Source organism: Spiroplasma endosymbiont of Eupeodes luniger (genome assembly GCF_964019525.1).
Lineage (GTDB): Bacteria > Bacillota_I > Bacilli_A > Mycoplasmatales > Nriv7 > Nriv7.
Map to the genome: position 1 here is coordinate 766266 of NZ_OZ026453.1, position 23345 is coordinate 789610.

Sequence of the window (23345 nt, forward strand, 5' to 3'; positions counted from 1 at the left end):
CTCCTTACTAATTATTTATTTTTAATTATTAATTCATCATTTAGGCTAGAAATTTCACTTTTTGATAATGCCTCTCATTTTAATCTTTGAATAAAAAACTTAATATCAAAGATAATTGTTACTAAACCAAATATTCCGGAAATTCCAATTGATAAACCAAATGCTAAAATAGCATTTTGGTGATTTTTAGCAATTAAAATTAATAAATTGGCTAAAATTGACATCACTGCCATCAATACGATTAATATTAAGTATTTATATGCTTTAAATTGATATTTAATATCAAAATTCTTAATTGATACATAAGTTAATCAAACATAAACCATTATTAAACATAAAGTTATTAATGGAATTAAATAACTAGCAATTTCAAAGCCACCACTTAAAGGTAAATTTGATTTTTGAACGCTAATAAATACCATTGTTAAAAACAATCAATTAATTGCAAATAATAAATTTAAAATTGCACCCATTCGCTTTGAACTTAAAGACATTATTATTGCTCCTTTAACTTTTCATGTTCATAACCGATATTAGCAAGAAATGCTAAAACAGCTGTTTCTGATCTTAAAACTCTTTTTCCTAAATTAATTGCATGAAAACCTTCAAAATTAAAAAATTCTAATTCTTTATCACTAAAACCACCCTCAGGTCCACAAATAAAAGTAATACTTGTTGACTTGGATAATGGTAACATTAGTGCCAACAATGAATGGCTTGCTAATGCTAATTCATTAGCAATTAAATTTAACTCGCTCTTATAAGGAATAATAGCAGTAAAATCAGTAATAATATCAACAATTTTTGGAATTTGATTACGATTCGATTGTTGTGCTGCTTCTTTAGCAATTTTTTGTCAACGCATCATCTTTTTTTTCTTATCATCATTTCGTTTAATCTTAGTAACACTTCGTTCTAAAGCAATACCAATAATTTTTGTAACACCTAATTCAGTTGCTTTTTGAACAATTCAATCATTACGATCTTGTTTAAGCAATGGCATTAATAATGTCACAACTATTTCTAATTCGGTATTTTCCAATAAATTTTTTTGAATTTCAACTTTTAATTGTGGTTTTTTTTCAATTATCTTCGTTTGATATTTTTTACCATTATATACAGCAATTAACAAGTCATTAATTTGAAATCTTAAAACATTAACTAAATGATGAGTATCAATATCATTAAAAATTAAATTGCCGAATTCATCTTGAAAATGAGCAAAATAACATTGCATTATATCACCTACTCCAATATTAATTATATCATTTTTAAATCATTACCCAAACCGTCCTGCAATATAATCTTCAGTTTCCTTTTGTTGTGGCGATAAAAATAATTTTCTTGTTCTTGCCACTTCAACAATTTTACCCATTAAAAAAAATGCTGTTTGGTCAGAAATTCTTGCTGCTTGTTGCATTGAATGGGTAACAATAATAATTGTAAAATCTTTTTTTAATTGCAATATTAACTCCTCAATTTTACCAGTAGCAATCGGATCTAATGCCGAAGTTGGTTCATCCATTAATAGCACTTCTGGTTTAATAGCAATTGCGCGAGCAATACATAACCGTTGTTGTTGACCACCACTTAAACTTAAAGCTGGACTTTTTAAATCATTTTTAACTTCATCTCATAATGCTGCTTTTTTTAATGAATCTTCAATTATTTCATCCAATTTCTTTCGATTTCTAATTCCTAAACTTCTTGGTCCATAAGCAACATTATCGTAAATTGATTTTGGAAAAGGATTAGGTTTTTGAAAAACCATACCAATTGTAGTTCTTAAAGCAATAATATCTTGTTTATTATCATAAATATTTTGTTGTTGATAAATAATTTCTCCCGTAATTTTAGTTCCTTCAATTAAATCATTCATCCGATTAATTGAACGTAATAATGTTGATTTACCACAACCCGAAGGACCAATAAGAGCCATAATCTTATTTCTTTTAATATTCAAATTAATATTAAATAGTGCTTGTTTCTTACCAAAATTATAATAAAAATTAAAATCAGAAATAGCAATACTATATTTCTTATCAACAATTTTAACTTTATCGCGAGAATGCTTTTGCTTTTTAGATTTATTAGGAAAGAATGTCTTTATTTTTTGTATTCAATTGATGTTCTTTTTCTTTTTAGCCATAACATTACTCCTTTTAAATTATTATATGAATATCCAAAATTTTTCTTTTCCCTTATATAATATATTTAACTAATAAATTTAAGACAACAATCAATAAAATTGTAATTGCAGCAATCTCATAAGCAATGCTTTTTGCCAATTGATAAGCACTAATTTTAATTAAATGAGCAGGACCTGCCACGATATCAGGTTCATTTATTAATTGATAAATTTTAACAGTTAAAGTAGTACCCGGATCTAATAAACTTTGTGGCATAAAAGGTGATGATGACAAAGTTAATAACGCTGGCATACTTTCACTAATAACTTTACTAATAGCAAAGACAATCCCCGTAACAATTCCCTTTTTACAATTCGGTAAAATAATTTTAAAAATTGTCCCAATTTTTGTAACTCCTAATGCTAAAGAAGAATCACGATATTCTTGAGCAACACCATTTAAAGCATCTTCAGTAGTTTTAATAATAATTGGTAATGTTAAGACACCAAACATTAATCCAGCACTAATAAAGTTATGACCAATTCCTAAAATATTAACAAATACAATATAACCAAACATTCCAAAAACTACTGAAGGCGTTGCAACTAAAGCATCAACTGAAAAACGAATTAAATTAGCAATCTTACTAGTTTTATTAGCATACTCATTTAAATATATTCCTCCTAAAATTCCTAACGGAATAGAAACTACTAACGAACAAACAATTAATAATAATGTTGAAACAAATAATGGCGTTAAATCATATGAACCTTGTAAAACTTCACGATACGGTGTTAAAAAAACTGTTGATTGAATCCCTTTAATAAAAACATCACCAATAATTCAAATAACCATTGATAATGTTATTACTGTTGATAAAAACATTAATAATATCCAAATGACATCTTTTAATTTGTTAAACTGACGATGAAATTTCAAAATTTTACTTTCATCATAGTAACTTAATAATCGGTGGTCAGAAATTTGATGATCTTCTAATACCGCCATATTTCTTCGCAAAACTTTTGTAATAAAATAAATTTTAAACTTTTTTGTATAACTAACGCCTTGAATTTGATTGTTGGCTACTTTATATGTAGCTAAAATAATAATATTTAAAATTGATACAAAAATGATTAAAACTAATCCTAAAGCAAATAAAGCTGATGTATGAATTGTTGAAGCACTCTCAGCTAACTCAATACCAATTACCGCAGCTAAAGATGTTATTCCTGAAAAAATAAATCCTAAAAATCCATTTTGAAATGTCGGTATTTGATATACTAATCCTGCAACCATAATCATTGCTGTAACTTCACCAATAACGCGACATATCCCAAAGATAATAGCGCCAATTATCTTGGTTCGGACCGCTTTTTTTACAACTTTAAAAGCAGAACTGGTCCGTGATACCCCCATCGCTAACGAAGCAAACCGATAAGAACTAGGAACACTATTTAAAGCATTACAAATTAAAGCAATAATGGTAGGTAAAGCCATTAATGCTAAAATTGTCGCTGCTGTTAACATATTAGCTGGTGATAATGCGCCAATTTGTTTATAAAAACTGCCAATAACTTCTAAACCGAAAATTCCAAAAATAACCGGTGGTACACCAGCTAATAATTCAAATAGAAAAATCACAATGCGCTTGATTTTCTTTCCTAAAAATTCACTAATTAAAACTGAAGTAAAAATTGCTACCGGAATCGCAATTAACATTGCTAAAAAAACTACTAACAAAGTAGAAATAACAAAACTCATTGCTCCAAATTGTAAAGTATCGGCTAATCAAACTTTACTAAAAATAAAATTTCAAAAGCCATATTTCCTAAATACTGGTATTGATTGATAACTAATAAATACAATAATAAAAAATGATATAATAATAGCCGCCAAAGCCGCACAAAAAATTAGAATTTTATTAAATAAATCAAGATAATATTTATGTTTAAAAATCTTATTATGAAACTGAACCATAATTTCTCCATCACTTAATTAGTTTGTTTAATCAACCATTCAGGTTCTTCACTTTTTCATTCAAAATCAAATATTAAACCTGTTTTTTCAAATGCTAATTTACCACTATGATCATCATTCATAAAGTAAATAAACTGACGAATCAACTCTCTTTGTTTACTTTCATATCAAAATAAACAGGCAAATAAACGATACAAAATATATGATTTATTAGTTAACGATTCAATACTAGCTTTAACACCATTAATCGTAAAAGGGACTAAATTATTAGCAAGAACCGAATCAACATTTGAAAATGAAACATAACCAATGGCATTATTAGTATCTCTTACTTGATTAATCATTACTGATGTTGAATTAGCAATTCTTAAACCACTAGAAAAATCACTACTACCCATTTCTAAAAATCCTCGCCAAACATCTCTGGTTCCACTTCCTGATTCACGATTAACACCAATAATCGTTTCTTCATTAGCACACCCATTTCCTAATAAATCTGTTCAAGTTTTATTTTTACCAGTATATATATCTCGTAAAACACTTACTTTATCCTGAGAAATATTTGTAACATTGCAATTAGTAGGAGCTTTAGCAATAATTACCATCCCATCAATTGCAAAATTAAAAACACGATAATTACTATTATCAATATACTCTGACTTAACATCTCTTGAAGTAAACCCCATCACTAGTGTTTGATTTTTAACACCATTTTCACCAGCTGATGAACCCGTACCATTATATGCCACCTTACGATTATATTTGTGATTAAAACCTTGAAATTTCGGAGCATTTAACTGATCACCATATAATAAGATATGCATTAAAGTTATCACTGAACTAGAACCACCAAATAAAATAATTTCACTTTTCTGACAAGCAACAAGATTAATAATAGTAATCAATGAAAGCAAATTTGCTCCTAATCAAGAAAACATTTTTTTCATCACAATGATTAAATACCCCATTCACAACCTTAATTATCATAATAAACATAATAAATAACAAGGTAATAATAACAAAAAAAAGCATAATTACAATAATTCTTAAAAAATTACCGTTTAAAAGTTAGAATAATCTTTTTTAATTTTATTTAAAATATCTTCAATTTTTCTACTTTCACTTAATGATTGATCATAAACAAAAATTAATTGCGGAACTTTATAAATCGTTAACTGTTGACCTAATTTTTTTCGGATTAATCACAAATTTTGTTTTATCGCTAATTCAATAATCTGCTTTTGTTCTTGGAAAACCAAAGAATCATAATATACTTTAGCAATTGTGCGATCATTATTTAATTTTACTTCCGTAATTATTAATTTTTGCAAAACTTTATTCTCATCTTTAACTTCTTTTTGCAAAATATTTGTTAGCAAACGTTGAATTGTAGTTTGCAATCGTTGAAACTTAACATTCACCATTACTTAATTTCCTTCAATAAATAACATTCAATAACATCATTTTCTTTTATATCATTAAAGTTTTTAATAGTTAACCCACATTCAGTTCCTTGTCGTGATTCCTTAATATCTTCTTTTTGATGTTTTAAAGATGATAAATCACCATCATAAATAACAATACCATCTCGTAAAACCTTTACTTTACTTTGACGACTAATAACACCTTCAATAACCATACATCCCGCAATGACCCCAACCTTAGAATAATGAAATAATTGGCGCACAGCAGCTTGTCCTAAAACAATCTCTTCAAACTTCGGATCTAATAAACCTCTTGCTGCTTGTTGCAATTCTTCAATTACTTTATAAATAACATTATGAAGATGAATCTCAATGCCTTCATCTAATGCCAATTTTCGCACAACAGAATTAGGTCGCACATTAAAACCATAAACTAAAGCTTTTGAAGCAACAGCTAAGGTAACATCTGATTCGCTAATTGTTCCAACTGAAGAACGAATAATTCTAATACTAATATCATCAATTTTAATTTTACTTAATGACTGTTTTAAAGCTTCTAAACTTCCTTGAGTATCAGTTTTTAAAATAATATCAATATGTTTCAAATTACCAGCTGCAATTTCATCAGATAAATTTTCTAAATTTAAAGTTTTAGTTTTTCTTCGCTCATTAATTTCATCTTGTGTTTTTCTTGATAACGCTACCTCACGAGCTAACTTATCATCACCAAACACCATAAATGGATCACCCGCCTTAGGAACAAAATCTAAGCCATGCATTTCAATTGGCATTGAAGGTGTTGCTTCCTTAATAGCAACATTACGATCATTTTTCATATCACGAACCCGACCAAAAGAAACTCCTGCTACCAAAGCATCTTTAATTTTTAAAGTTCCATTTTGAACTAACAATGTACAAACGGGACCAAGATTACGATCTAAATGCGCCTCAATAACTGTTCCACTAGCAAAACGACTTGGATTAGTTTGTAAGCCTTGCATTTCCGCTAATAATAAAATTACATCTAATAATTCATCAATTCCTGCACCAGTTAAAGCACTACCTTTAACAAAAATTGTATCACCACTTCACTCTTCCGAAATTAAATCTAAAGTTGCTAAATCTTTCATAATTAATTCCACATTAGCAGAAGGCAAATCCATCTTATTAACAAACACAATAATTGGCACATTAGCAGCTTTAGCATGATCAACTGCTTCTTTAGTTTGTGGCATAACACCATCATTACTAGCAACAACTAATACAACAATATCAGTAACTTTAGCACCCCGAGCACGCATTTGCGTAAATGCTTCATGTCCTGGTGTATCCAAAAAAGTAATAATTTTACTATCCTTTGTTTTAATTTGATAAGCACCAATATGTTGCGTTATACCACCAAATTCTTTCTCAGTAATTTTAGATTTTCTAATATTATCTAACAAAGTTGTTTTACCATGATCAACATGACCCATAATGGTAACAACTGGCGGTCGCTCTTTTAAATCATTAATATCATCAATAATATCTAAATTTTCTAACAAATTTTGATGCGTAATAACAGTTTCCCTTTTAAAATCTAAACCAAATTCTAAACATAACTCACCAATTAATTCTTCATTCAAAAAATGATTTTGCGTTAACATTTGTCCTTTATTAAAAAAATATTTAATAATTTTCACAACAGGAATATTTGTTTTTTTAGAAAACTCAATAATTGATAACGGCTCACTAAAAATAAAAATCCCATTATCAAGATGTGAATCACTTCCTGTTTTTAATTGATTTTTAATAACTGTTGTTTGCTTTTTTCTTTGATTACTTTTTTTCATACAATCACCACCCCTAATTAATTACTATGCTCCTGTTCTTTTACAACTTTAACTAATAATAAATAAATATTATCAACAATTTGTGTTTTAAAAATCTTTTCTAATAATTTTTTTTTTTGCATTTTTTCAATAATAGCAACTTCTCGCTTAACATAAGCACCTTTACCAGCAAAGCAATAATTTAAATCAACCAAAACTTGTCCTTGTTTTGTTTTAACAATTCTTATTAACTCACTTCGTAAAACAACAACTTTTGTAACGATGCATTGCCGATATACTAATTTTTGTTTTGCCACCAATAATTTTATCCTTTATTTAATCTTTATCTAATTCATCACTATCTAATTCAGTATTAGTATTATCAGCATTATCTTGCGTTAATTGTTTTTCTTCATTAACAATATTATGTATTTCTTCAGTACTTGTTTCTAACCATACAAGCAAATTATCTTTCTTGCTTTTAAATTGATGTTTATTTTGCAACTCTTGCATTTGCTGTTCCGATAAATTACCATTTCATTTAAAAATAATATTTTGATTTAAAGCATCACTGAAAGAAATAATATTAATTTTTCATTTTGTTAATTTTGCTGTTAATTTTGCTGTTATTCCTTTTTTACCAATAGCTAATGAATAATGCTCATCAGCAACGATAATATTAGCTTCATTAGTTTGTTCATCTAAACTAATAGAAATCGCTTTAGCTGGCGATAAAGCATTAATAATAAATGTTTTTATTTCCGGATCTCACTTAATAAGATCAATTTTTTCATCATTCAATTCATCCATAATACTTTGAATTCTTTTTCCCTTACTACCAACACAAGCACCAATCGGATCAATAGTTGGGTCATTACAAAACACTGCAACTTTTGATCTTTGTCCTGCAATTCTTGCAATGACTTTAATTTCAATTATTCCTTCATAAATTTCAGGAACTTCAATTTCTAATAATCTTTTTAAAAATCCTGGATGAGTTCTTGAAGCTAAAATTTGTCCAAAATTTTTTGTTTTATTAACATCCTCAACATAAAACTTTACTTTATCACCTAAATAAAATTTCTCTGTGGGAATAATATTTTTTTTAGGTAAAATTGCAAAAGTCCGATCAACAATTTTTAATAAATAATAGTTTTCTTCAATATTATCAATTGTGCCAATTAAAATATCATCTTTCTTAGAAATATATTTTTCATAGACAACTTCTTTTTCTGCTTCTCTTAAATGTTGTTTTAAAATTTGTGATACTTGTAATGCCGCTAAACGAGAAAATTCATCAGTATCAACAGGTTCATAATATATATTATCAATTGTTAAATTTTTCTCTAAATTTTTAACATCATCTAATAAAATTTCAGCAAACTCATCTTCAATCTTACTAACAATCTTTAATAAGCGATAAACTTTAATTTGACCAGTTTGTTCATCAAAGTCTACTTTTATTAAGGCTTGTGGGTCTAAATATTTTTCATAAGCTTTTATTATTCCTTCTTTAATAGCCTCAATAATTAAACTGCGATCAATTTTCTTTTCTTCCACCAAAAGATCAATTGCTTTTAAAATTTCTATTCCATCAATCATCTTATTTTACTCCTTCTAACACTATTATTGTCAACATTTTAATTATGACTTTTAAATTAGATGAAGGTGAGAAAACCCTCACCTTCATCTGCCGTAATTACTTGTTAATTATATAATGTTTTGACTACTATTACAAGAACTAAATTAATCATTCCCTAACATAGAAAAACTGTAAACTTAAAAAGTTTACAGTTTTTAATTTATTAGACTTCTTGCATAACCTATTAAAAAAATTACAAATATTTGTAAAAAGACAGTAATAGAAAAATATAATTTTAATTAATTATGTCTTTTATCTAAAAAATTAATATTTTGCCACAACAAAAAATGAATTTATTATTTAAATTCTTTAATTTTAAATAAATCTTTTATGTTAAATTAATAATTGCAAATTATAAATTGAGGCAATTAAATTAAATCTTAAACCAAATCTTTTTCTACGATTACGATATTTTTCTGTCATAATTTTAAATTTTTTAAGAATAGCAAAAATATTTTCAATAATAATTCTCATTTTTGAAACTAGTCTATTATGTTGTTTTTGTGCTTTATTTAAATGGTTTTTCTTTGTTTTCTTTGTAGGTATTAGAACATTATTGTGAATTTTTTGTATTCCTTGATAACCACTATCAACTATTAATTTGGTATTTTTTAAAATTGGGATTTTTGATTCTTTAAATAAAGCATAATCATGTTTTTTCCCAAGTGAAAAACTTGTTGCAATAATTTTTCTGGTTTCTTGTTCGATAATTACTTGTGTTTTAATGGTGTGTTTTTTCTTTTTACCAGAATAAGATTGTTTTTGTCTTTTTTTGGGCGTTGGATTGGAGTTTCGGTAGCATCAATAATAATAGTTTTATCATTAAAATAATCATTTATTAGTGCTTTTTTACCAGCAAGTTGTTGAAAATCAGAGTTTTTAATTAAAATATCTTCAATTCACTTGATATTGCGATAACAATTAGCTTCACTAATTCCGAAATTTTTACCAAGATGAAAATAAGTCTGATATTCTCGTCAATATGATAAAGTCATCAATAATCTATTTTCTAGTGATAATTTATTAGTTTTACCACCTTTTTTAAATTTTTCTGTTTCAGCTACTTGTAAAATATCTAACATTTTATTAAAAGTGGATTTTTTTATTCCTGTTAATCTTAACCATTCTTTATCATTAAGAGTATTAAATTTATTATTGTTCATATTTTGATATCCTCATAAATTATATTTTATAAGAATATTTTAATAAAAAAGGTATCGCAAGAAGTCTATTAAACTAAATTCCAAATTGCTAATTCAGAAATGCTCATTAGCATTACTTCTAATCGGCATTAGAACTAATAATCCATTGTGATTTTTTAAATAACTCATTTATTCTAAGAATTCAACTTTTTGGCAAAACTGATAAAAATATATTCAAATTTGACAATGAGATTTTATTAATGGTTTTTAATATTTGACGATGAATCTAAAATATTTAACAATATTTTTAAAAATTTATTACCATTTACTTTGACTTAAATCATAAATAATAGACTTCTTGCATAACCTATTAAAAAAATTACAAATATTTGTAAAAAGACAGTAATAGAAAAATATAATTTTAATTAATTATGTCTTTTATCTAAAAAATTAATATTTTGCCACAACAAAAAATGAATTTATTATTTAAATTCTTTAATTTTAAATAAATCTTTTATGTTAAATTAATAATTGCAAATTATAAATTGAGGCAATTAAATTAAATCTTAAACCAAATCTTTTTCTACGATTACGATATTTTTCTGTCATAATTTTAAACTTTTTAAGAATAGCAAAAATATTTTCAATAATAATTCTCATTTTTGAAACTAGTCTATTATGTTGTTTTTGTGCTTTATTTAAATGGTTTTTCTTTTTTTTCTTTGTAGGTATTAGAACATTATTGTGAATTTTTTGTATTCCTTGATAACCACTATCAACTATTAATTTGGTATTTTTTAAAATTGGGATTTTTGATTCTTTAAATAAAGCATAATCATGTTTTTTCCCAAGTGAAAAACTTGTTGCAATAATTTTTCTGGTTTCTTGTTCGATAATTACTTGTGTTTTAATGGTGTGTTTTTTTCTTTTTACCAGAATAAGATTGTTTTTGTCTTTTTTTGGGCGTTGGATTGGAGTTTCGGTAGCATCAATAATAATAGTTTTATCATTAAAATAATCATTTATTAGTGCTTTTTTACCAGCAAGTTGTTGAAAATCAGAGTTTTTAATTAAAATATCTTCAATTCACTTGATATTGCGATAACAATTAGCTTCACTAATTCCGAAATTTTTACCAAGATGAAAATAAGTCTGATATTCTCGTCAATATGATAAAATCATCAATAATCTATTTTCTAGTGATAATTTATTAGTTTTACCACCTTTTTTAAATTTTTCTATTTCAGCTACTTGTAAAATATCTAACATTTTATTAAAAGTGGATTTTTTTATTCCTGTTAATCTTAACCATTCTTTATCATTAAGAGTATTAAATTTATTATTGTTCATATTTTGATATCCTCATAAATTATATTTTATAAGAATATTTTAATAAAAAAGGTATCGCAAGAAGTCTATTGAAGCATTAGAATATTTAAAAATGGAAAAATTCAGTAAGATACTTACTAAGTTAAAAAATAATCTGAAGAAGAAAAACAAGTAAAGGAGTTTAAAAAATAGAAAACTTAGAAAAAATGGCTAGTTTGATCAGCGATATGTTTTATAAAGTTTTTGATTTAATTTGAACTTTAACCATTCCTGGAACAGATATTCGTATTATTATTTTTCCACTAATTATGCTTGTGATAAATCTTGTAATTGGTGGTATTTTAGGTATTCATATTGAACGACCAAAAGTTGGTTTTCGTAAAAAATATCGAAAATCAGTTGCTAATTGAGGAACTAAGAAACAATCATCTAGTGGTCCAATTAAAAAATTTAGTGGTAATAGTCCTAAAAATAGACCGTGAGTTGACCAACATGGACGGCGAATAAAAAGGTAGGTTTAGAAAATGTTTAAATTAATAATTTTATTTATTAGACTTCTTGAGATACCTTTTTTATTAAAATATTCTTATAAAATATAATTTATGAGGATATCAAAATATGAACAATAATAAATTTAATACTCTTAATGATAAAGAATGGTTAAGATTAACAGGAATAAAAAAATCCACTTTTAATAAAATGTTAGATATTTTACAAGTAGCTGAAATAGAAAAATTTAAAAAAGGTGGTAAAACTAATAAATTATCACTAGAAAATAGATTATTGATGACTTTATCATATTGACGAGAATATCAGACTTATTTTCATCTTGGTAAAAATTTCGGAATTAGTGAAGCTAATTGTTATCGCAATATCAAGTGAATTGAAGATATTTTAATTAAAAACTCTGATTTTCAACAACTTGCTGGTAAAAAAGCACTAATAAATGATTATTTTAATGATAAAACTATTATTATTGATGCTACCGAAACTCCAATCCAACGCCCAAAAAAAGACAAAAACAATCTTATTCTGGTAAAAAGAAAAAACACACCATTAAAACACAAGTAATTATCGAACAAGAAACCAGAAAAATTATTGCAACAAGTTTTTCACTTGGGAAAAAACATGATTATGCTTTATTTAAAGAATCAAAAATCCCAATTTTAAAAAATACCAAATTAATAGTTGATAGTGGTTATCAAGGAATACAAAAAAATTCACAATAATGTTCTAATACCTACAAAGAAAACAAAGAAAAACCATTTAAATAAAGCACAAAAACAACATAATAGACTAGTTTCAAAAATGAGAATTATTATTGAAAATATTTTTGCTATTCTTAAAAAATTTAAAATTATGACAGAAAAATATCGTAATCGTAGAAAAAGATTTGGTTTAAGATTTAATTTAATTGCCTCAATTTATAATTTGCAATTATTAATTTAACATAAAAGATTTATTTAAAATTAAAGAATTTAAATAATAAATTCGTTTTTTGTTTTGGCAAAATATTAATTTTTTAGATAAAAGACATAATTAATTAAAATTATATTTTTCTATTACTGTCTTTTTACAAATATTTGTAATTTTTTTAATAGGTTATGCAAGAAGTCTAATAAAATAAGATCTTTTAAGAAAGAGGTAAAAAATAATGAATACAAAAGTACTAACTAGATATTTTAGTGCCTTATGCATTATCAACAACCGATTAAATTGATGAAAACGATTTAGTTATGATTGAATTGGACTATTTTCACAAGATAAACTAGATAATGGTGATGAAATTAAATTTCACTATGTTAGTGATATTGATAGAATTAGATAACACACTTGAACAGAGATTGCTGAGGAGGGCCTTATCCAGATTGTGCCATTCACTGAAAAGACCGCTGAACAGAACTGATTGAGAAAAACATATGACAAATCGCAACATAGTTTTTACAGTCACAACAGTGTGGCTAATCCTCAACATTATTTTTTGAATAACAATGATGTTTCTTTATCCTAATAGTTTAACTGGAAGTAATCGTGCCAATGCCTATGATGAAATTAAAATTATTCTTGAAAAATGTCTTATTCCAAATAATGTTACTTTTTTTCCATTTCATTATTTTATAACCTTTGTTACTTTTAGTATTATTTTTATCAGTTTACAAATTTTTTCTTATTTCAGTCAAATAAAAGCAAAAATAGCAATTGTGCTTTTTAGCATTTCATTGCTTGCCTTAATTCTCTTAACTTTAGTAGCAACAATGTCGCTTATTAGAATTGAAGATTTTGGCGGAACAATATGATGCAGTTATCGCGAGATTGCTGTCTCCGCTCTAATTCTGATTTTCCTATTTTGTCCCGCATTATATTGAAATTTATATTACTAGACTTCTTGCGATACCTTTTTTATTAAAATATTCTTATAAAATATAATTTATGAGGATATCAAAATATGAACAATAATAAATTTAATACTCTTAATGATAAAGAATGGTTAAGATTAACAGGAATAAAAAAATCCACTTTTAATAAAATGTTAGATATTTTACAAGTAGCTGAAACAGAAAAATTTAAAAAAGGTGGTAAAACTAATAAATTATCACTAGAAAATAGATTATTGATGACTTTATCATATTGACGAGAATATCAGACTTATTTTCATCTTGGTAAAAATTTCGGAATTAGTGAAGCTAATTGTTATCGCAATATCAAGTGAATTGAAGATATTTTAATTAAAAACTCTGATTTTCAACAACTTGCTGGTAAAAAAGCACTAATAAATGATTATTTTAATGATAAAACTATTATTATTGATGCTACCGAAACTCCAATCCAACGCCCAAAAAAAGACAAAAACAATCTTATTCTGGTAAAAAGAAAAAACACACCATTAAAACACAAGTAATTATCGAACAAGAAACCAGAAAAATTATTGCAACAAGTTTTTCACTTGGGAAAAAACATGATTATGCTTTATTTAAAGAATCAAAAATCCCAATTTTAAAAAATACCAAATTAATAGTTGATAGTGGTTATCAAGGAATACAAAAAATTCACAATAATGTTCTAATACCTACAAAGAAAACAAAGAAAAACCATTTAAATAAAGCACAAAAACAACATAATAGACTAGTTTCAAAAATGAGAATTATTATTGAAAATATTTTTGCTATTCTTAAAAAATTTAAAATTATGACAGAAAAATATCGTAATCGTAGAAAAAGATTTGGTTTAAGATTTAATTTAATTGCCTCAATTTATAATTTGCAATTATTAATTTAACATAAAAGATTTATTTAAAATTAAAGAATTTAAATAATAAATTCATTTTTTGTTGTGGCAAAATATTAATTTTTTAGATAAAAGACATAATTAATTAAAATTATATTTTTCTATTACTGTCTTTTTACAAATATTTGTAATTTTTTTAATAGGTTATGCAAGAAGTCTACTGTAAAAAATATGCTCGTAAATAGTAAATAACTTTAAAAAATAAAAGCTCTCCTAAATAAAGGAGAGTTTTTATTTCCATTAAACCGTCATTAATTCTTTTTCTTTTTCTAACGCAATAGCATCAGCCTTAGCAATATATTCATCAGTTAATTTTTGAATATCTTCTTGATAAGATTTAACATCATCTAAAGGCAATTTAAATTTTTTAATAATTTCATTAATATCTCGTCTTAAATTACGAATCCGAACTCGCATTTCTTCAGTAATCTTTTTTACTTGCCGAACAAATTCTTTGCGTTTTTCTTCAGTTAACTGCGGGACATTCATTCTAATATAATCACCTTGGTCTTGCAATGAAACTTGCAAATTAGCTTTAGTAATCGCAGCAATAACTTGCTTAATAATACTTCGATCATAAGGTTTAATAACAAGTTTTCGCCCTTCAACAACCGTAATTGCAGCAACTTGATTAACTGGCATTAAACTACCATAATAATCTACCAAAACAGAAGCAAGAATTAAAGGATTAGCTCTTCCTGTACGAATCTTACTTAATTCATATCGTAAACTTTCTAAAACCTTTTCCATTTCTTCTTTTATTTGTTCAATTTCTAATTGTAATGCCTCAATTAACATTAATTGTTCTCCTTACTTTTATTACTGTAATTTAATCTTATTTCTTAAAAACTTTAACTATTTATTGCTACTACTAATAATTGTAATTTTAGTATTTTCCTGTAAAGCTTTAACAATATTGTCTGGTTCATTAATATCAAACACAATAATCTTTAAATTAGCTTCCATACTCATTGTAATTGCTGTTAAATCCATTACGCGTAATTGCTTTTTCGTTATATCCTCATAAGTTAAAAACTTATAATGAGTAGCAGTATTATCTATTTTTGGATCAGCACTATAAACACCATCAACACCATTTTTAGCCATTAATAAAACATCAGCTTTAATTTCCGCCGCTCGTAATGCCGCCGCAGTATCAGTTGTAAAATAAGGATATCCTGTTCCTGCTGCTAAAATAACAACATAACCCTTAGATAATCGTGATAGACATTTTTTAAAATAATAAGGTTCACAAATTTTATTCATTTCAATTGATGATTGAATAATTACTTTATCAAAGTTTTGATTTTTAAATTCAGCTTCTAAAGCTAAAGCATTCATTACCGTAGCTAACATCCCCATATAATCAGCATTAACCTTATCCAAACCAGCGATTTTAGCATTAACTCCTCTTCAAATGTTACCACCACCAACAACAACAGCAATTTCAATTCCTTCTTGCGATAAAGTAATAATTTGTTTAACAATATTTTTCATTCGTTGTGGATCATAAATGCTAACACCACCTAAAGCTTCACCACTAATTTTTAGTAAACATCGCTTATATTTAAATTCCATTATTCACACCTACTTCTTTTTCCCATATATATTTTATACGAGATTTTTTTAAATAAAAAGAAAAACTTTAATTAAAATTTTAAAGTTTTTCTTTTAAAATATTACTACTTTTCTTTTTTTGAACGCACCGTTTTAAGTGGCTTTTTTGTTAGTCAAATTATTTTCTTCTAAATTCATTACCTTATGAACATAATCTTGATAATTTTCTAAAATAAATTTTGTTGTTAAACTTTTTTTATTTCAACTAATTTTTCTTTTTGCTCTAGAACCTTCAATAAACCGAACTGTCAAATAATCATTTTCATTTTCATTTATCTCATAAATTTTTTCAATGCGGATCTTTCTCCCAAAAAGAAAAACAAATTGTTTCGTAAACTTAACAGCTAAATAATCAGAAACTAAAATACAATAAACAACAGTAAAAATAAGTAAAGCAAAATTTATTGTTAATAAACTAATAGCAAATTTATCATCAGAGGATAAAGTATCACTAATGGAAAAATTATATGTTTTACTAGTAATTGCTAATATTAATGTTGTTAACTGCAACGGTAAATTCATTACAATAATTGTTAATAAAATCAATGATTGTTTCTTATTTCAAAATCCTACTTTTGATGCAACTTTGTTAAACATTGTAAAACTACCAATAATTATTGCTATCAAACCAAAATAAAATGCAAATAAGAAATAAACTATTACTGATAAATACACTTAATTATGCCTCCTTTATTTTATCTTTATTTCAATGCTAATGTAGCGCTAATTAATAAAAATTAATCAGTTTTAGTAATTCCTTCACCAACTTCATAGCGATACATTACTAAAACTTTTGTATTATGCATTGTAAGAATTTCTTGAACTTTTTTCTTTTCATCAAACATAAAAGGTTGATCTAAAAAAGAATATTCCGCTAACTGCTTATCTAAACGACCTTGCTTAATTTTTTCCAAAATTTCTGGTGGTTTATTTTCTGTTGCCATTTGACTATTAATAATATCCATTTCCTTATTAATAAAATCTTGAGGAATATCTTCACGACTAATAAAAGCAGGTTTTGAAGCCACAATATGCATTGCAAGTTTTTTAGCAATATCATTATCAACTTGACCTTGTAACTTAACTAAACTAGCAATACGATAATTACCATAATTATATCCCACTAATGTGTCTTGATCACTTTTAGTAATAATCGTAAAACGACGAATACTAATCTTTTCACCTAATTTATATGTTGCTTCATTTAATAAATCATTAACAGCAATATTTTCTTCATTTTTCAACAATAATCCTACTTCTAAAGTAAGTGGTTGATGTTTCAAAAATAAAGTTAAAATATTGTCTAATAATTCAAGAAATAATTTATTTTTAGCAACAAAATCAGTTTCACAATTTAATTCTAAAATAATTGCTATATCATCAACAACTAAAACTTTTGATAATCCCTCAGTATTAATTCGCGCTTGTTTAGCTTGTGCCTTTGCAATACCATTGGTTCTTAACCATTGAATCGCTGCTTCAATACTACCATTACTCGCTTCTAATGCTTTTTTGCAATCCATAAGACCAACACTAGTACGATCACGCAAATTTTTAATCATTTCCATTGTTATTGGCATTATTCTTTAGTTCCTTTCTCACCGTCATTTTTTCCAATAATTTCTGCTTCCTTTTTACTTGGAGCAATAACTGCTGGTGCTGAATCAACACTAGCATTAGTTTGTAGTTTTTCTTCTTTAATAATAGTTAAATCAGTAGCTTCAATAATAGCATCAGCAACTAATGTTGAAATTAAAGCAATTGTTTTAGCAGCATCATCATTTCCAGGAATGGGATAACTAATACCATCAGGATCACTATTAGTATCACAAATAGCAATAATAGGAATATTTAACTTCAATGCTTCTTTAATTGCATTGTGTTCAACATTAGTATCAATAATAAATATTGCTTGTGGTAATGAACGCATATGGCGAATTCCACTTAAAAACTTATCTAATTTCTCTTTATCTTTTTGAATTAAAATTTGCTCTTTTTTTGGTAAAACAGATAATTCACCAGTTTTTTCTCGTCGTTCAATATTTCATAATTTTTTAACACTTTTTTGAATTGTTCTTAAATTAGTTAAAGTTCCTCCAAGTCATCGCTTATTAACATAAAAAGAATTACTTCTTACTGCTTGTTCTTTAACAATATTTTGAGCTTGTTTCTTAGTACCAACAAAAATAATTTTTCCACCAGTTTTAGTTATTGATTTAATATACTCTAAAGCTTCTTCCAACATAATCATTGTTTTATGTAAATCAATAATATAAACTCCACTTTTTTCAGTGAAAATATACTTTTTCATCTTGGGATTTCATATTTTAGTTTGATGACCAAAATGAGTCCCCGCTTCTAATAACTGTTCCTTAGTAACACTTGCCATATTTATTTCCTTTCGTTTTTCTTCCATATCCTTCTAACATTAATCACTTAATTAATAAGCACTAGACTAATGAATCCACATATGTGTTGCTTTTAAAATATTAACAAATAAATTATAACACATTTACATTAAATCAATTACACCAGTTTTATTTAACTTTTGCAATAAAAAATCAATGGAAAAATTAGATTCACTAATCTTATAAATTGTAACTTCCATTTGTTCAGCATATTGCATAACATCTAAAAATGATAACGGATTATTTAAAACAAAATTTAATTCTTGACTAGCCTCTTCATATCAGTAAGGAATATTATATTTAATAAAAAAATCAATGATTTTTCAATCATTATCTGACATTAAAAAATAAGAAGAATCAACACCAAATGGTGCAATTGAACCAGAATAAAACTGTTTACCATTAAGTACTAATGTAAACTCATCAAGATAATATTTAACTTCATTTAATAAATGGGAAGACAAAAAAATTGTTTTCTTTTGCGATGCTAAAAATTTTAAATATTCCATAATTATGCGACGATTAGTAATATCCAATCCTGCTTCTGGTTCATCTAAAATAACAATATCTGGATCATGCAATAACCCTTGAATAATCATTACCCGTTTTTTCATTCCCGAAGAAAATGCATTAACATTCTTATTACGATGTTCTCAAATTCCTAATTTAGTCATTAAGTCTTCAATCCGATTTTTTAATTTCTTACCTTTAACACCACTTAATTTTCCCATATATCGTAAAAATTGATATGCTGTTATATCCTCAGGAAAAGTAATAAACTCAGGAACATAACCAATACTATGTTTTACTTTAATATTTTTATTATTTTTACCATTAATGGATATCGTTCCCTTAAAAGAATTAATTCCGCGAATTAATGATTTAATAAATACTGTTTTACCACTACCAGAAAGTCCAATAATTGCATGAATTTTTCCTGGATTTACTTGCAAATTAAAAGGACCAACAATATTTTTTTTAAAACTTTTAATAAAGTTTTTAGCTTCAATTTTATATTTCATAACTTTTCTCCTTAAATCTTACTAGATAATTGTCTTGCGATTTAATATTAAGTAAGCTACTAATAAAAAGCAAGAACTTAAAGTAAGATAAAAAATAAATAAATTATTAGTATTAATAAAATTTTCTTGCCGAACAAAAATACCGTTTTCATCTTTAACTAATGGAAAATCATCATAACTCATTAAATAATTTCTCTGATTATTAAAATCAATAAAACCTTGTTGGAACTTTTCAAACGAATAAAGATTATATCGCACACTACTTGTTCATATTTGATTTATATGTTCAATAATATTAATTTTAGAAAGAATCCCATATAGTTGACTTGCTGATAAATAAAATTTAAAGAAAAAGTGATTATCATCAACTTGATTAGTAGTAATTATTTTAAAATCAATAACTTTTTTAATAATATTATATTCAAAATCTTTGAAAACATATAACAGTGGATTATTAAAAACTTTTTCATAACTTTCATAAAAATTACTATCTTTAACTTTATAATTACTATTAGCATTAGGATATCCCATATCGCTATTCATCTTATCATCATATAATTGTTTAAATATTAGAAACGGATCAAAGGTTTTTTCCATATAAGAATCATTATCAATTTTAAAATAAGTATTTGCTTTATCAAATAATATTAAAGAAGAAATTCGACTTAAATTAAAAAACATCAAATCTTTTATTGAAGCACTATCAAGATATTCTTTTACCATATTTGCTAATTCTTGATGTTCAATCCGACTATTTTTAAGTTCTGCACTAGTTTTAAAAAAATATGGCATTTGTAATTTCAGAAAAATTTTTGTATTTTGAACTTTTTCTTTATTTTTTGTAATTAATTCATTAACTTCATTTGTTTTATATTGTCCTCTTCACTGTTCAACATTATTACCAGTAATTTCAAAATCTATGGACTTGGTTAAACCTAATTCTTGTTCATAAAATTTCAATCATTTTTCTTTAACATTATCTTCATAACGATCAAAGATAATATTTTGTAACCCTTGAAGACTTTCTTGATTATAAAAATCATAGATTTTTTTTGTTAAATTATAATATTTAACTTCTTTTTTGTCTAATTTTTCTTTAAATAAGAAGGTTTCCTTAATTTGAGAAATTGTATATTTTTGGGTTTCATTTTTAAATTTAATTTCAAGATTATTAGCAATTGTTGTTATTAAAGAATATGGCATTCCCCCTAATAAAAATAAACTACAAAAAATAAAACCAATTAATAATACCGTTTGCACACTAAAAAATGTTGAAATAAAAATAATACCACCGGATGCTAAATAAGAAACAAAAACTGAAAATACAAAGAGTTTTAATATTAATTCCTGAAAAGCTGATACAAAATCATTTTTATTACTAATTATACCCATAATATGAACTAATATTAAAGTAAACCCTAGATTAATAACAATAAAAATTAAAATTAAAAATCAAATTGTTATTAATTTTAAAATAAATATTTGTAATCGTGAATATGGACGAGAAATTAACAATAAGTATGTACCATCAGTAAATTCACGACCAAAAATTTTAATTATTATTAATAAAATAAATAATAATAAAGTAATATTTGTAAAAATTAAAACACCATATTGAAAATTGCTAATAACACTGTTAAGGTCATCAGATTTAAAAAAAATAAAAAGCGTTAAGGTGGCAAATATAACTAAAGAAATAATTAATAAAAATCAAACTGCCATCATTTTTCTAATTTTAAAAATTCCAAATAAACAAACTGATAAATATGAATTGTTTTTACTTCCTAATTTCATACTTTTATTTTTGCTGATCCTTATTAATAATCTTTAAAGATTTTGTTTTATATACATTATTAACTTTAAAATATTGCCGCTTATGACCAAAAACTAAATCTCAATTAATTTCTTTATTACTTGCTAAGGAAATACTAATATTATTATTTTTATCATAAACGATATCTTCATTATATATATTAGAAATATTACCAGAACCAACAGTAAAATCTTTATGTTTTAAAATATCATCTTTAATCATAAAATCTGATTTCTTAAAATGGTTTTGTAAAATCTTGTAAATTCCATCAAGATTATTAGGTTTACCATCGTTACTTGTTTCATTATCTAGTAGTTTTGCAAAAATATCATTATTTACAAAAAGTGTAATCTGATCCTTTGCTCATTTAATTTCATATTCTTTAAAGAAACCAAATACCATTTTAGTTATTTGTTCTAAATGAGTGTTTAAAATTTTTATTGGCAAAACCATTGTCACTGTTAATTTTTGCTGATTTTTTTGTACCTCACCAGTCATTGGTAAACCATAAATCGTCATTGGTACCAATCTTAAATTATTAGTACTAAAAGTAAATCATTCATTGTTAGAAAAATCATAATAATTTGGATATTTATTTACAAGATGGTTAAAAAGTTCCCTGTGAGTTGATAAACTCCCTTGCTCATCATAAAATTTATTATATTCATCATTATCAAAATGATTAGTTAATGGTTCGATTTTCGTACTTATTGAGTCTAAGAAATCAGAATAAGAATTATACTTAATATCATTATCATCACTAGCTTTTTTAAAGCGATCAGAAGAAGCAATAAGTTCTTTAAAACGACCAAAAATTTGATTATTATAATGAGACCAAATATTATATGTTGAAAAATCATTAGTAATTTTTGGATATTGATTATTATCTTCGTTAATTTCAATGCGTTCATATTCTGTTTTCAGCTGATCATATGTAACTTCACCAATTTTAACTTCCAAGTTAGTAATAATTTTCTTTGTTAATTCAAGATTATTAGTAATAATATGACTTGCAATAAAGGTTTGATTTGTAGGGCTATATTCTTTAAAACTAAAACTATATTCATAAACTATATCTAGTCTAATCGCACTATCTTTAGTTACATCTAGTCCCGCTAAATGAGCGACTTTATCTAAAGCAATTTTAAATACTGTAAACTTCGTATCATTAATAGAAAGTTTAAAAGGTGGCAATAACTTATAATAATTACTGTATTTTTTTTGTAACTCAATATTGGCTTTATTGAAATTATTTTCAAACGAATTTTTAATAAAATCAAGAGATTTTTTTGCGTCAGTATGTTTAAGAACTTCCCTTGGCAGTGGTTGGTTCATTCCAAATTCTAAAACATCACTAAGGGCTTTTTCGTTTCTAGTATCATAATCACTTCTAGCAAATTTTCTCAAATTACTGCTAAAATTTAAGCGAATATCTCGCATCGTTGCCATATCTTCTTCCAAGATTTTATTTTTAATCTTATTATCAATTTTATCATTCTTATCAAAATAGTTACATCCAACTACTGATAAAACTGATAACAAAGAAAAGCAACTGATGGTAATAATTTTTGTAAAATATTTCATTTTATTCTCCTTAATAATTAGTATTCTTAATATAACTTATTATATATGATTTTATTATTTTAGACAAATATTTTATTTTATATACAATTTAATTAATTTTTTCTCAATTATTATCATAAAGGCCATCATAATATCATCAAAGAAAAAATAACCTTATTT

Annotated in this window: 26 protein-coding genes; 6 read left to right on the plus strand and 20 right to left on the minus strand. The window is 25.4% G+C overall.

The window, feature by feature from the left end:
- Positions 1-11 precede the first annotated feature (11 nt).
- The 12 genes from AACK86_RS04510 to AACK86_RS04560 form a co-directional block, all read right to left on the minus strand.
- Positions 12-494, minus strand: coding sequence for a hypothetical protein (locus AACK86_RS04510; protein ID WP_338981625.1), 483 nt, complete (start codon positions 492-494; stop codon positions 12-14).
- A gap of 2 nt (positions 495-496) precedes the next feature.
- The gene (locus tag AACK86_RS04515; protein ID WP_338981627.1) at positions 497-1237 is read right to left on the minus strand and encodes a 16S rRNA (uracil(1498)-N(3))-methyltransferase; all 741 of its coding nucleotides are present in this window, start codon (positions 1235-1237) and stop codon (positions 497-499) included.
- 42 nt (positions 1238-1279) lie between these two features.
- Positions 1280-2149: a phosphate ABC transporter ATP-binding protein PstB gene (pstB, locus tag AACK86_RS04520; protein WP_338981629.1), complete on the minus strand. Its 870-nt coding sequence runs from the start codon at positions 2147-2149 to the stop codon at positions 1280-1282.
- A 52-nt stretch (positions 2150-2201) separates the two neighbouring features.
- Complete coding sequence (pstA, locus tag AACK86_RS04525; RefSeq protein WP_338981631.1) at positions 2202-4028, minus strand: phosphate ABC transporter permease PstA; 1827 nt, start codon at positions 4026-4028, stop codon at positions 2202-2204.
- A gap of 95 nt (positions 4029-4123) precedes the next feature.
- Positions 4124-5047 carry a PstS family phosphate ABC transporter substrate-binding protein gene (locus AACK86_RS04530; RefSeq protein WP_338981632.1) on the minus strand — a complete coding sequence of 308 codons (924 nt, stop codon included), beginning with the start codon at positions 5045-5047 and terminating at the stop codon, positions 4124-4126.
- Between the two features lie 123 nt (positions 5048-5170).
- A complete protein-coding gene (gene rbfA, locus AACK86_RS04535) occupies positions 5171-5533 on the minus strand; it encodes a 30S ribosome-binding factor RbfA (RefSeq protein WP_338981635.1) in 363 nt (120 codons plus the stop codon).
- A complete protein-coding gene (gene infB, locus AACK86_RS04540) occupies positions 5533-7365 on the minus strand; it encodes a translation initiation factor IF-2 (protein WP_338981637.1) in 1833 nt (610 codons plus the stop codon). The genes rbfA and infB overlap by 1 nt, the downstream gene beginning before the upstream one ends.
- Before the next feature lie 17 nt (positions 7366-7382).
- Positions 7383-7661, minus strand: coding sequence for a YlxR family protein (locus AACK86_RS04545; protein ID WP_338981639.1), 279 nt, complete (start codon positions 7659-7661; stop codon positions 7383-7385).
- Positions 7662-7680: 19 nt separating this feature from the next.
- On the minus strand, positions 7681-8946 hold the full coding sequence (nusA, locus tag AACK86_RS04550) for a transcription termination factor NusA (RefSeq protein ID WP_338981640.1): 1266 nt from the start codon (positions 8944-8946) through the stop codon (positions 7681-7683).
- A 373-nt stretch (positions 8947-9319) separates the two neighbouring features.
- On the minus strand, positions 9320-9712 hold the full coding sequence (locus tag AACK86_RS07785; protein ID WP_422398306.1) for a transposase family protein: 393 nt from the start codon (positions 9710-9712) through the stop codon (positions 9320-9322).
- Positions 9697-10149 carry a transposase family protein gene (locus AACK86_RS07790; protein ID WP_422398203.1) on the minus strand — a complete coding sequence of 151 codons (453 nt, stop codon included), beginning with the start codon at positions 10147-10149 and terminating at the stop codon, positions 9697-9699. Before AACK86_RS07790 ends, AACK86_RS07785 begins: the two co-directional genes overlap by 16 nt.
- Before the next feature lie 498 nt (positions 10150-10647).
- Positions 10648-11478: an IS5 family transposase gene (locus AACK86_RS04560; protein WP_338981641.1), complete on the minus strand. Its 831-nt coding sequence runs from the start codon at positions 11476-11478 to the stop codon at positions 10648-10650.
- Between the two features lie 206 nt (positions 11479-11684).
- Between AACK86_RS04560 and AACK86_RS04565 the strand changes: the two genes are divergently transcribed.
- The 6 genes from AACK86_RS04565 to AACK86_RS07815 all read left to right on the plus strand — a co-directional run bounded on the left by AACK86_RS04565 (position 11685) and on the right by AACK86_RS07815 (position 14733).
- Positions 11685-11972, plus strand: coding sequence for a hypothetical protein (locus AACK86_RS04565; protein WP_338981642.1), 288 nt, complete (start codon positions 11685-11687; stop codon positions 11970-11972).
- 103 nt (positions 11973-12075) lie between these two features.
- On the plus strand, positions 12076-12528 hold the full coding sequence (locus tag AACK86_RS07795) for a transposase family protein (RefSeq protein ID WP_338982632.1): 453 nt from the start codon (positions 12076-12078) through the stop codon (positions 12526-12528).
- On the plus strand, positions 12513-12686 hold the full coding sequence (locus AACK86_RS07800; protein ID WP_422398373.1) for a transposase: 174 nt from the start codon (positions 12513-12515) through the stop codon (positions 12684-12686). Before AACK86_RS07795 ends, AACK86_RS07800 begins: the two co-directional genes overlap by 16 nt.
- Entirely contained in the window at positions 12652-12906 is a 255-nt protein-coding gene (locus AACK86_RS07805) for a transposase family protein (RefSeq protein ID WP_422398286.1), read from the plus strand. Before AACK86_RS07800 ends, AACK86_RS07805 begins: the two co-directional genes overlap by 35 nt.
- A 997-nt stretch (positions 12907-13903) precedes the next feature.
- The gene (locus AACK86_RS07810) at positions 13904-14356 is read left to right on the plus strand and encodes a transposase family protein (RefSeq protein WP_422398203.1); all 453 of its coding nucleotides are present in this window, start codon (positions 13904-13906) and stop codon (positions 14354-14356) included.
- Positions 14341-14733, plus strand: a complete 393-nt coding sequence (locus AACK86_RS07815; RefSeq protein WP_422398306.1) for a transposase family protein — start codon at positions 14341-14343, stop codon at positions 14731-14733. The genes AACK86_RS07810 and AACK86_RS07815 overlap by 16 nt, the downstream gene beginning before the upstream one ends.
- A 249-nt stretch (positions 14734-14982) precedes the next feature.
- Here AACK86_RS07815 and frr read toward each other — a convergent pair whose 3' ends face one another.
- The 8 genes from frr to AACK86_RS04615 all read right to left on the minus strand — a co-directional run bounded on the left by frr (position 14983) and on the right by AACK86_RS04615 (position 23186).
- Complete coding sequence (frr, locus tag AACK86_RS04580; RefSeq protein WP_338981643.1) at positions 14983-15540, minus strand: ribosome recycling factor; 558 nt, start codon at positions 15538-15540, stop codon at positions 14983-14985.
- A 57-nt stretch (positions 15541-15597) separates the two neighbouring features.
- Positions 15598-16320, minus strand: coding sequence for a UMP kinase (gene pyrH / locus AACK86_RS04585; protein ID WP_338981644.1), 723 nt, complete (start codon positions 16318-16320; stop codon positions 15598-15600).
- A gap of 132 nt (positions 16321-16452) precedes the next feature.
- Complete coding sequence (locus AACK86_RS04590) at positions 16453-17034, minus strand: hypothetical protein (protein ID WP_338981645.1); 582 nt, start codon at positions 17032-17034, stop codon at positions 16453-16455.
- Between the two features lie 62 nt (positions 17035-17096).
- Positions 17097-17939, minus strand: coding sequence for a translation elongation factor Ts (tsf, locus tag AACK86_RS04595; protein WP_338981646.1), 843 nt, complete (start codon positions 17937-17939; stop codon positions 17097-17099).
- Positions 17939-18748, minus strand: coding sequence for a 30S ribosomal protein S2 (rpsB, locus tag AACK86_RS04600; RefSeq protein ID WP_422398374.1), 810 nt, complete (start codon positions 18746-18748; stop codon positions 17939-17941). Before rpsB ends, tsf begins: the two co-directional genes overlap by 1 nt.
- Before the next feature lie 123 nt (positions 18749-18871).
- The gene (locus AACK86_RS04605; RefSeq protein WP_338981648.1) at positions 18872-19789 is read right to left on the minus strand and encodes an ABC transporter ATP-binding protein; all 918 of its coding nucleotides are present in this window, start codon (positions 19787-19789) and stop codon (positions 18872-18874) included.
- A 21-nt stretch (positions 19790-19810) separates the two neighbouring features.
- The gene (locus AACK86_RS04610; RefSeq protein WP_338981649.1) at positions 19811-21583 is read right to left on the minus strand and encodes an ABC transporter permease; all 1773 of its coding nucleotides are present in this window, start codon (positions 21581-21583) and stop codon (positions 19811-19813) included.
- A gap of 4 nt (positions 21584-21587) precedes the next feature.
- The gene (locus tag AACK86_RS04615; protein ID WP_338981650.1) at positions 21588-23186 is read right to left on the minus strand and encodes a hypothetical protein; all 1599 of its coding nucleotides are present in this window, start codon (positions 23184-23186) and stop codon (positions 21588-21590) included.
- Between the last annotated feature and the right edge of the window lie 159 nt (positions 23187-23345).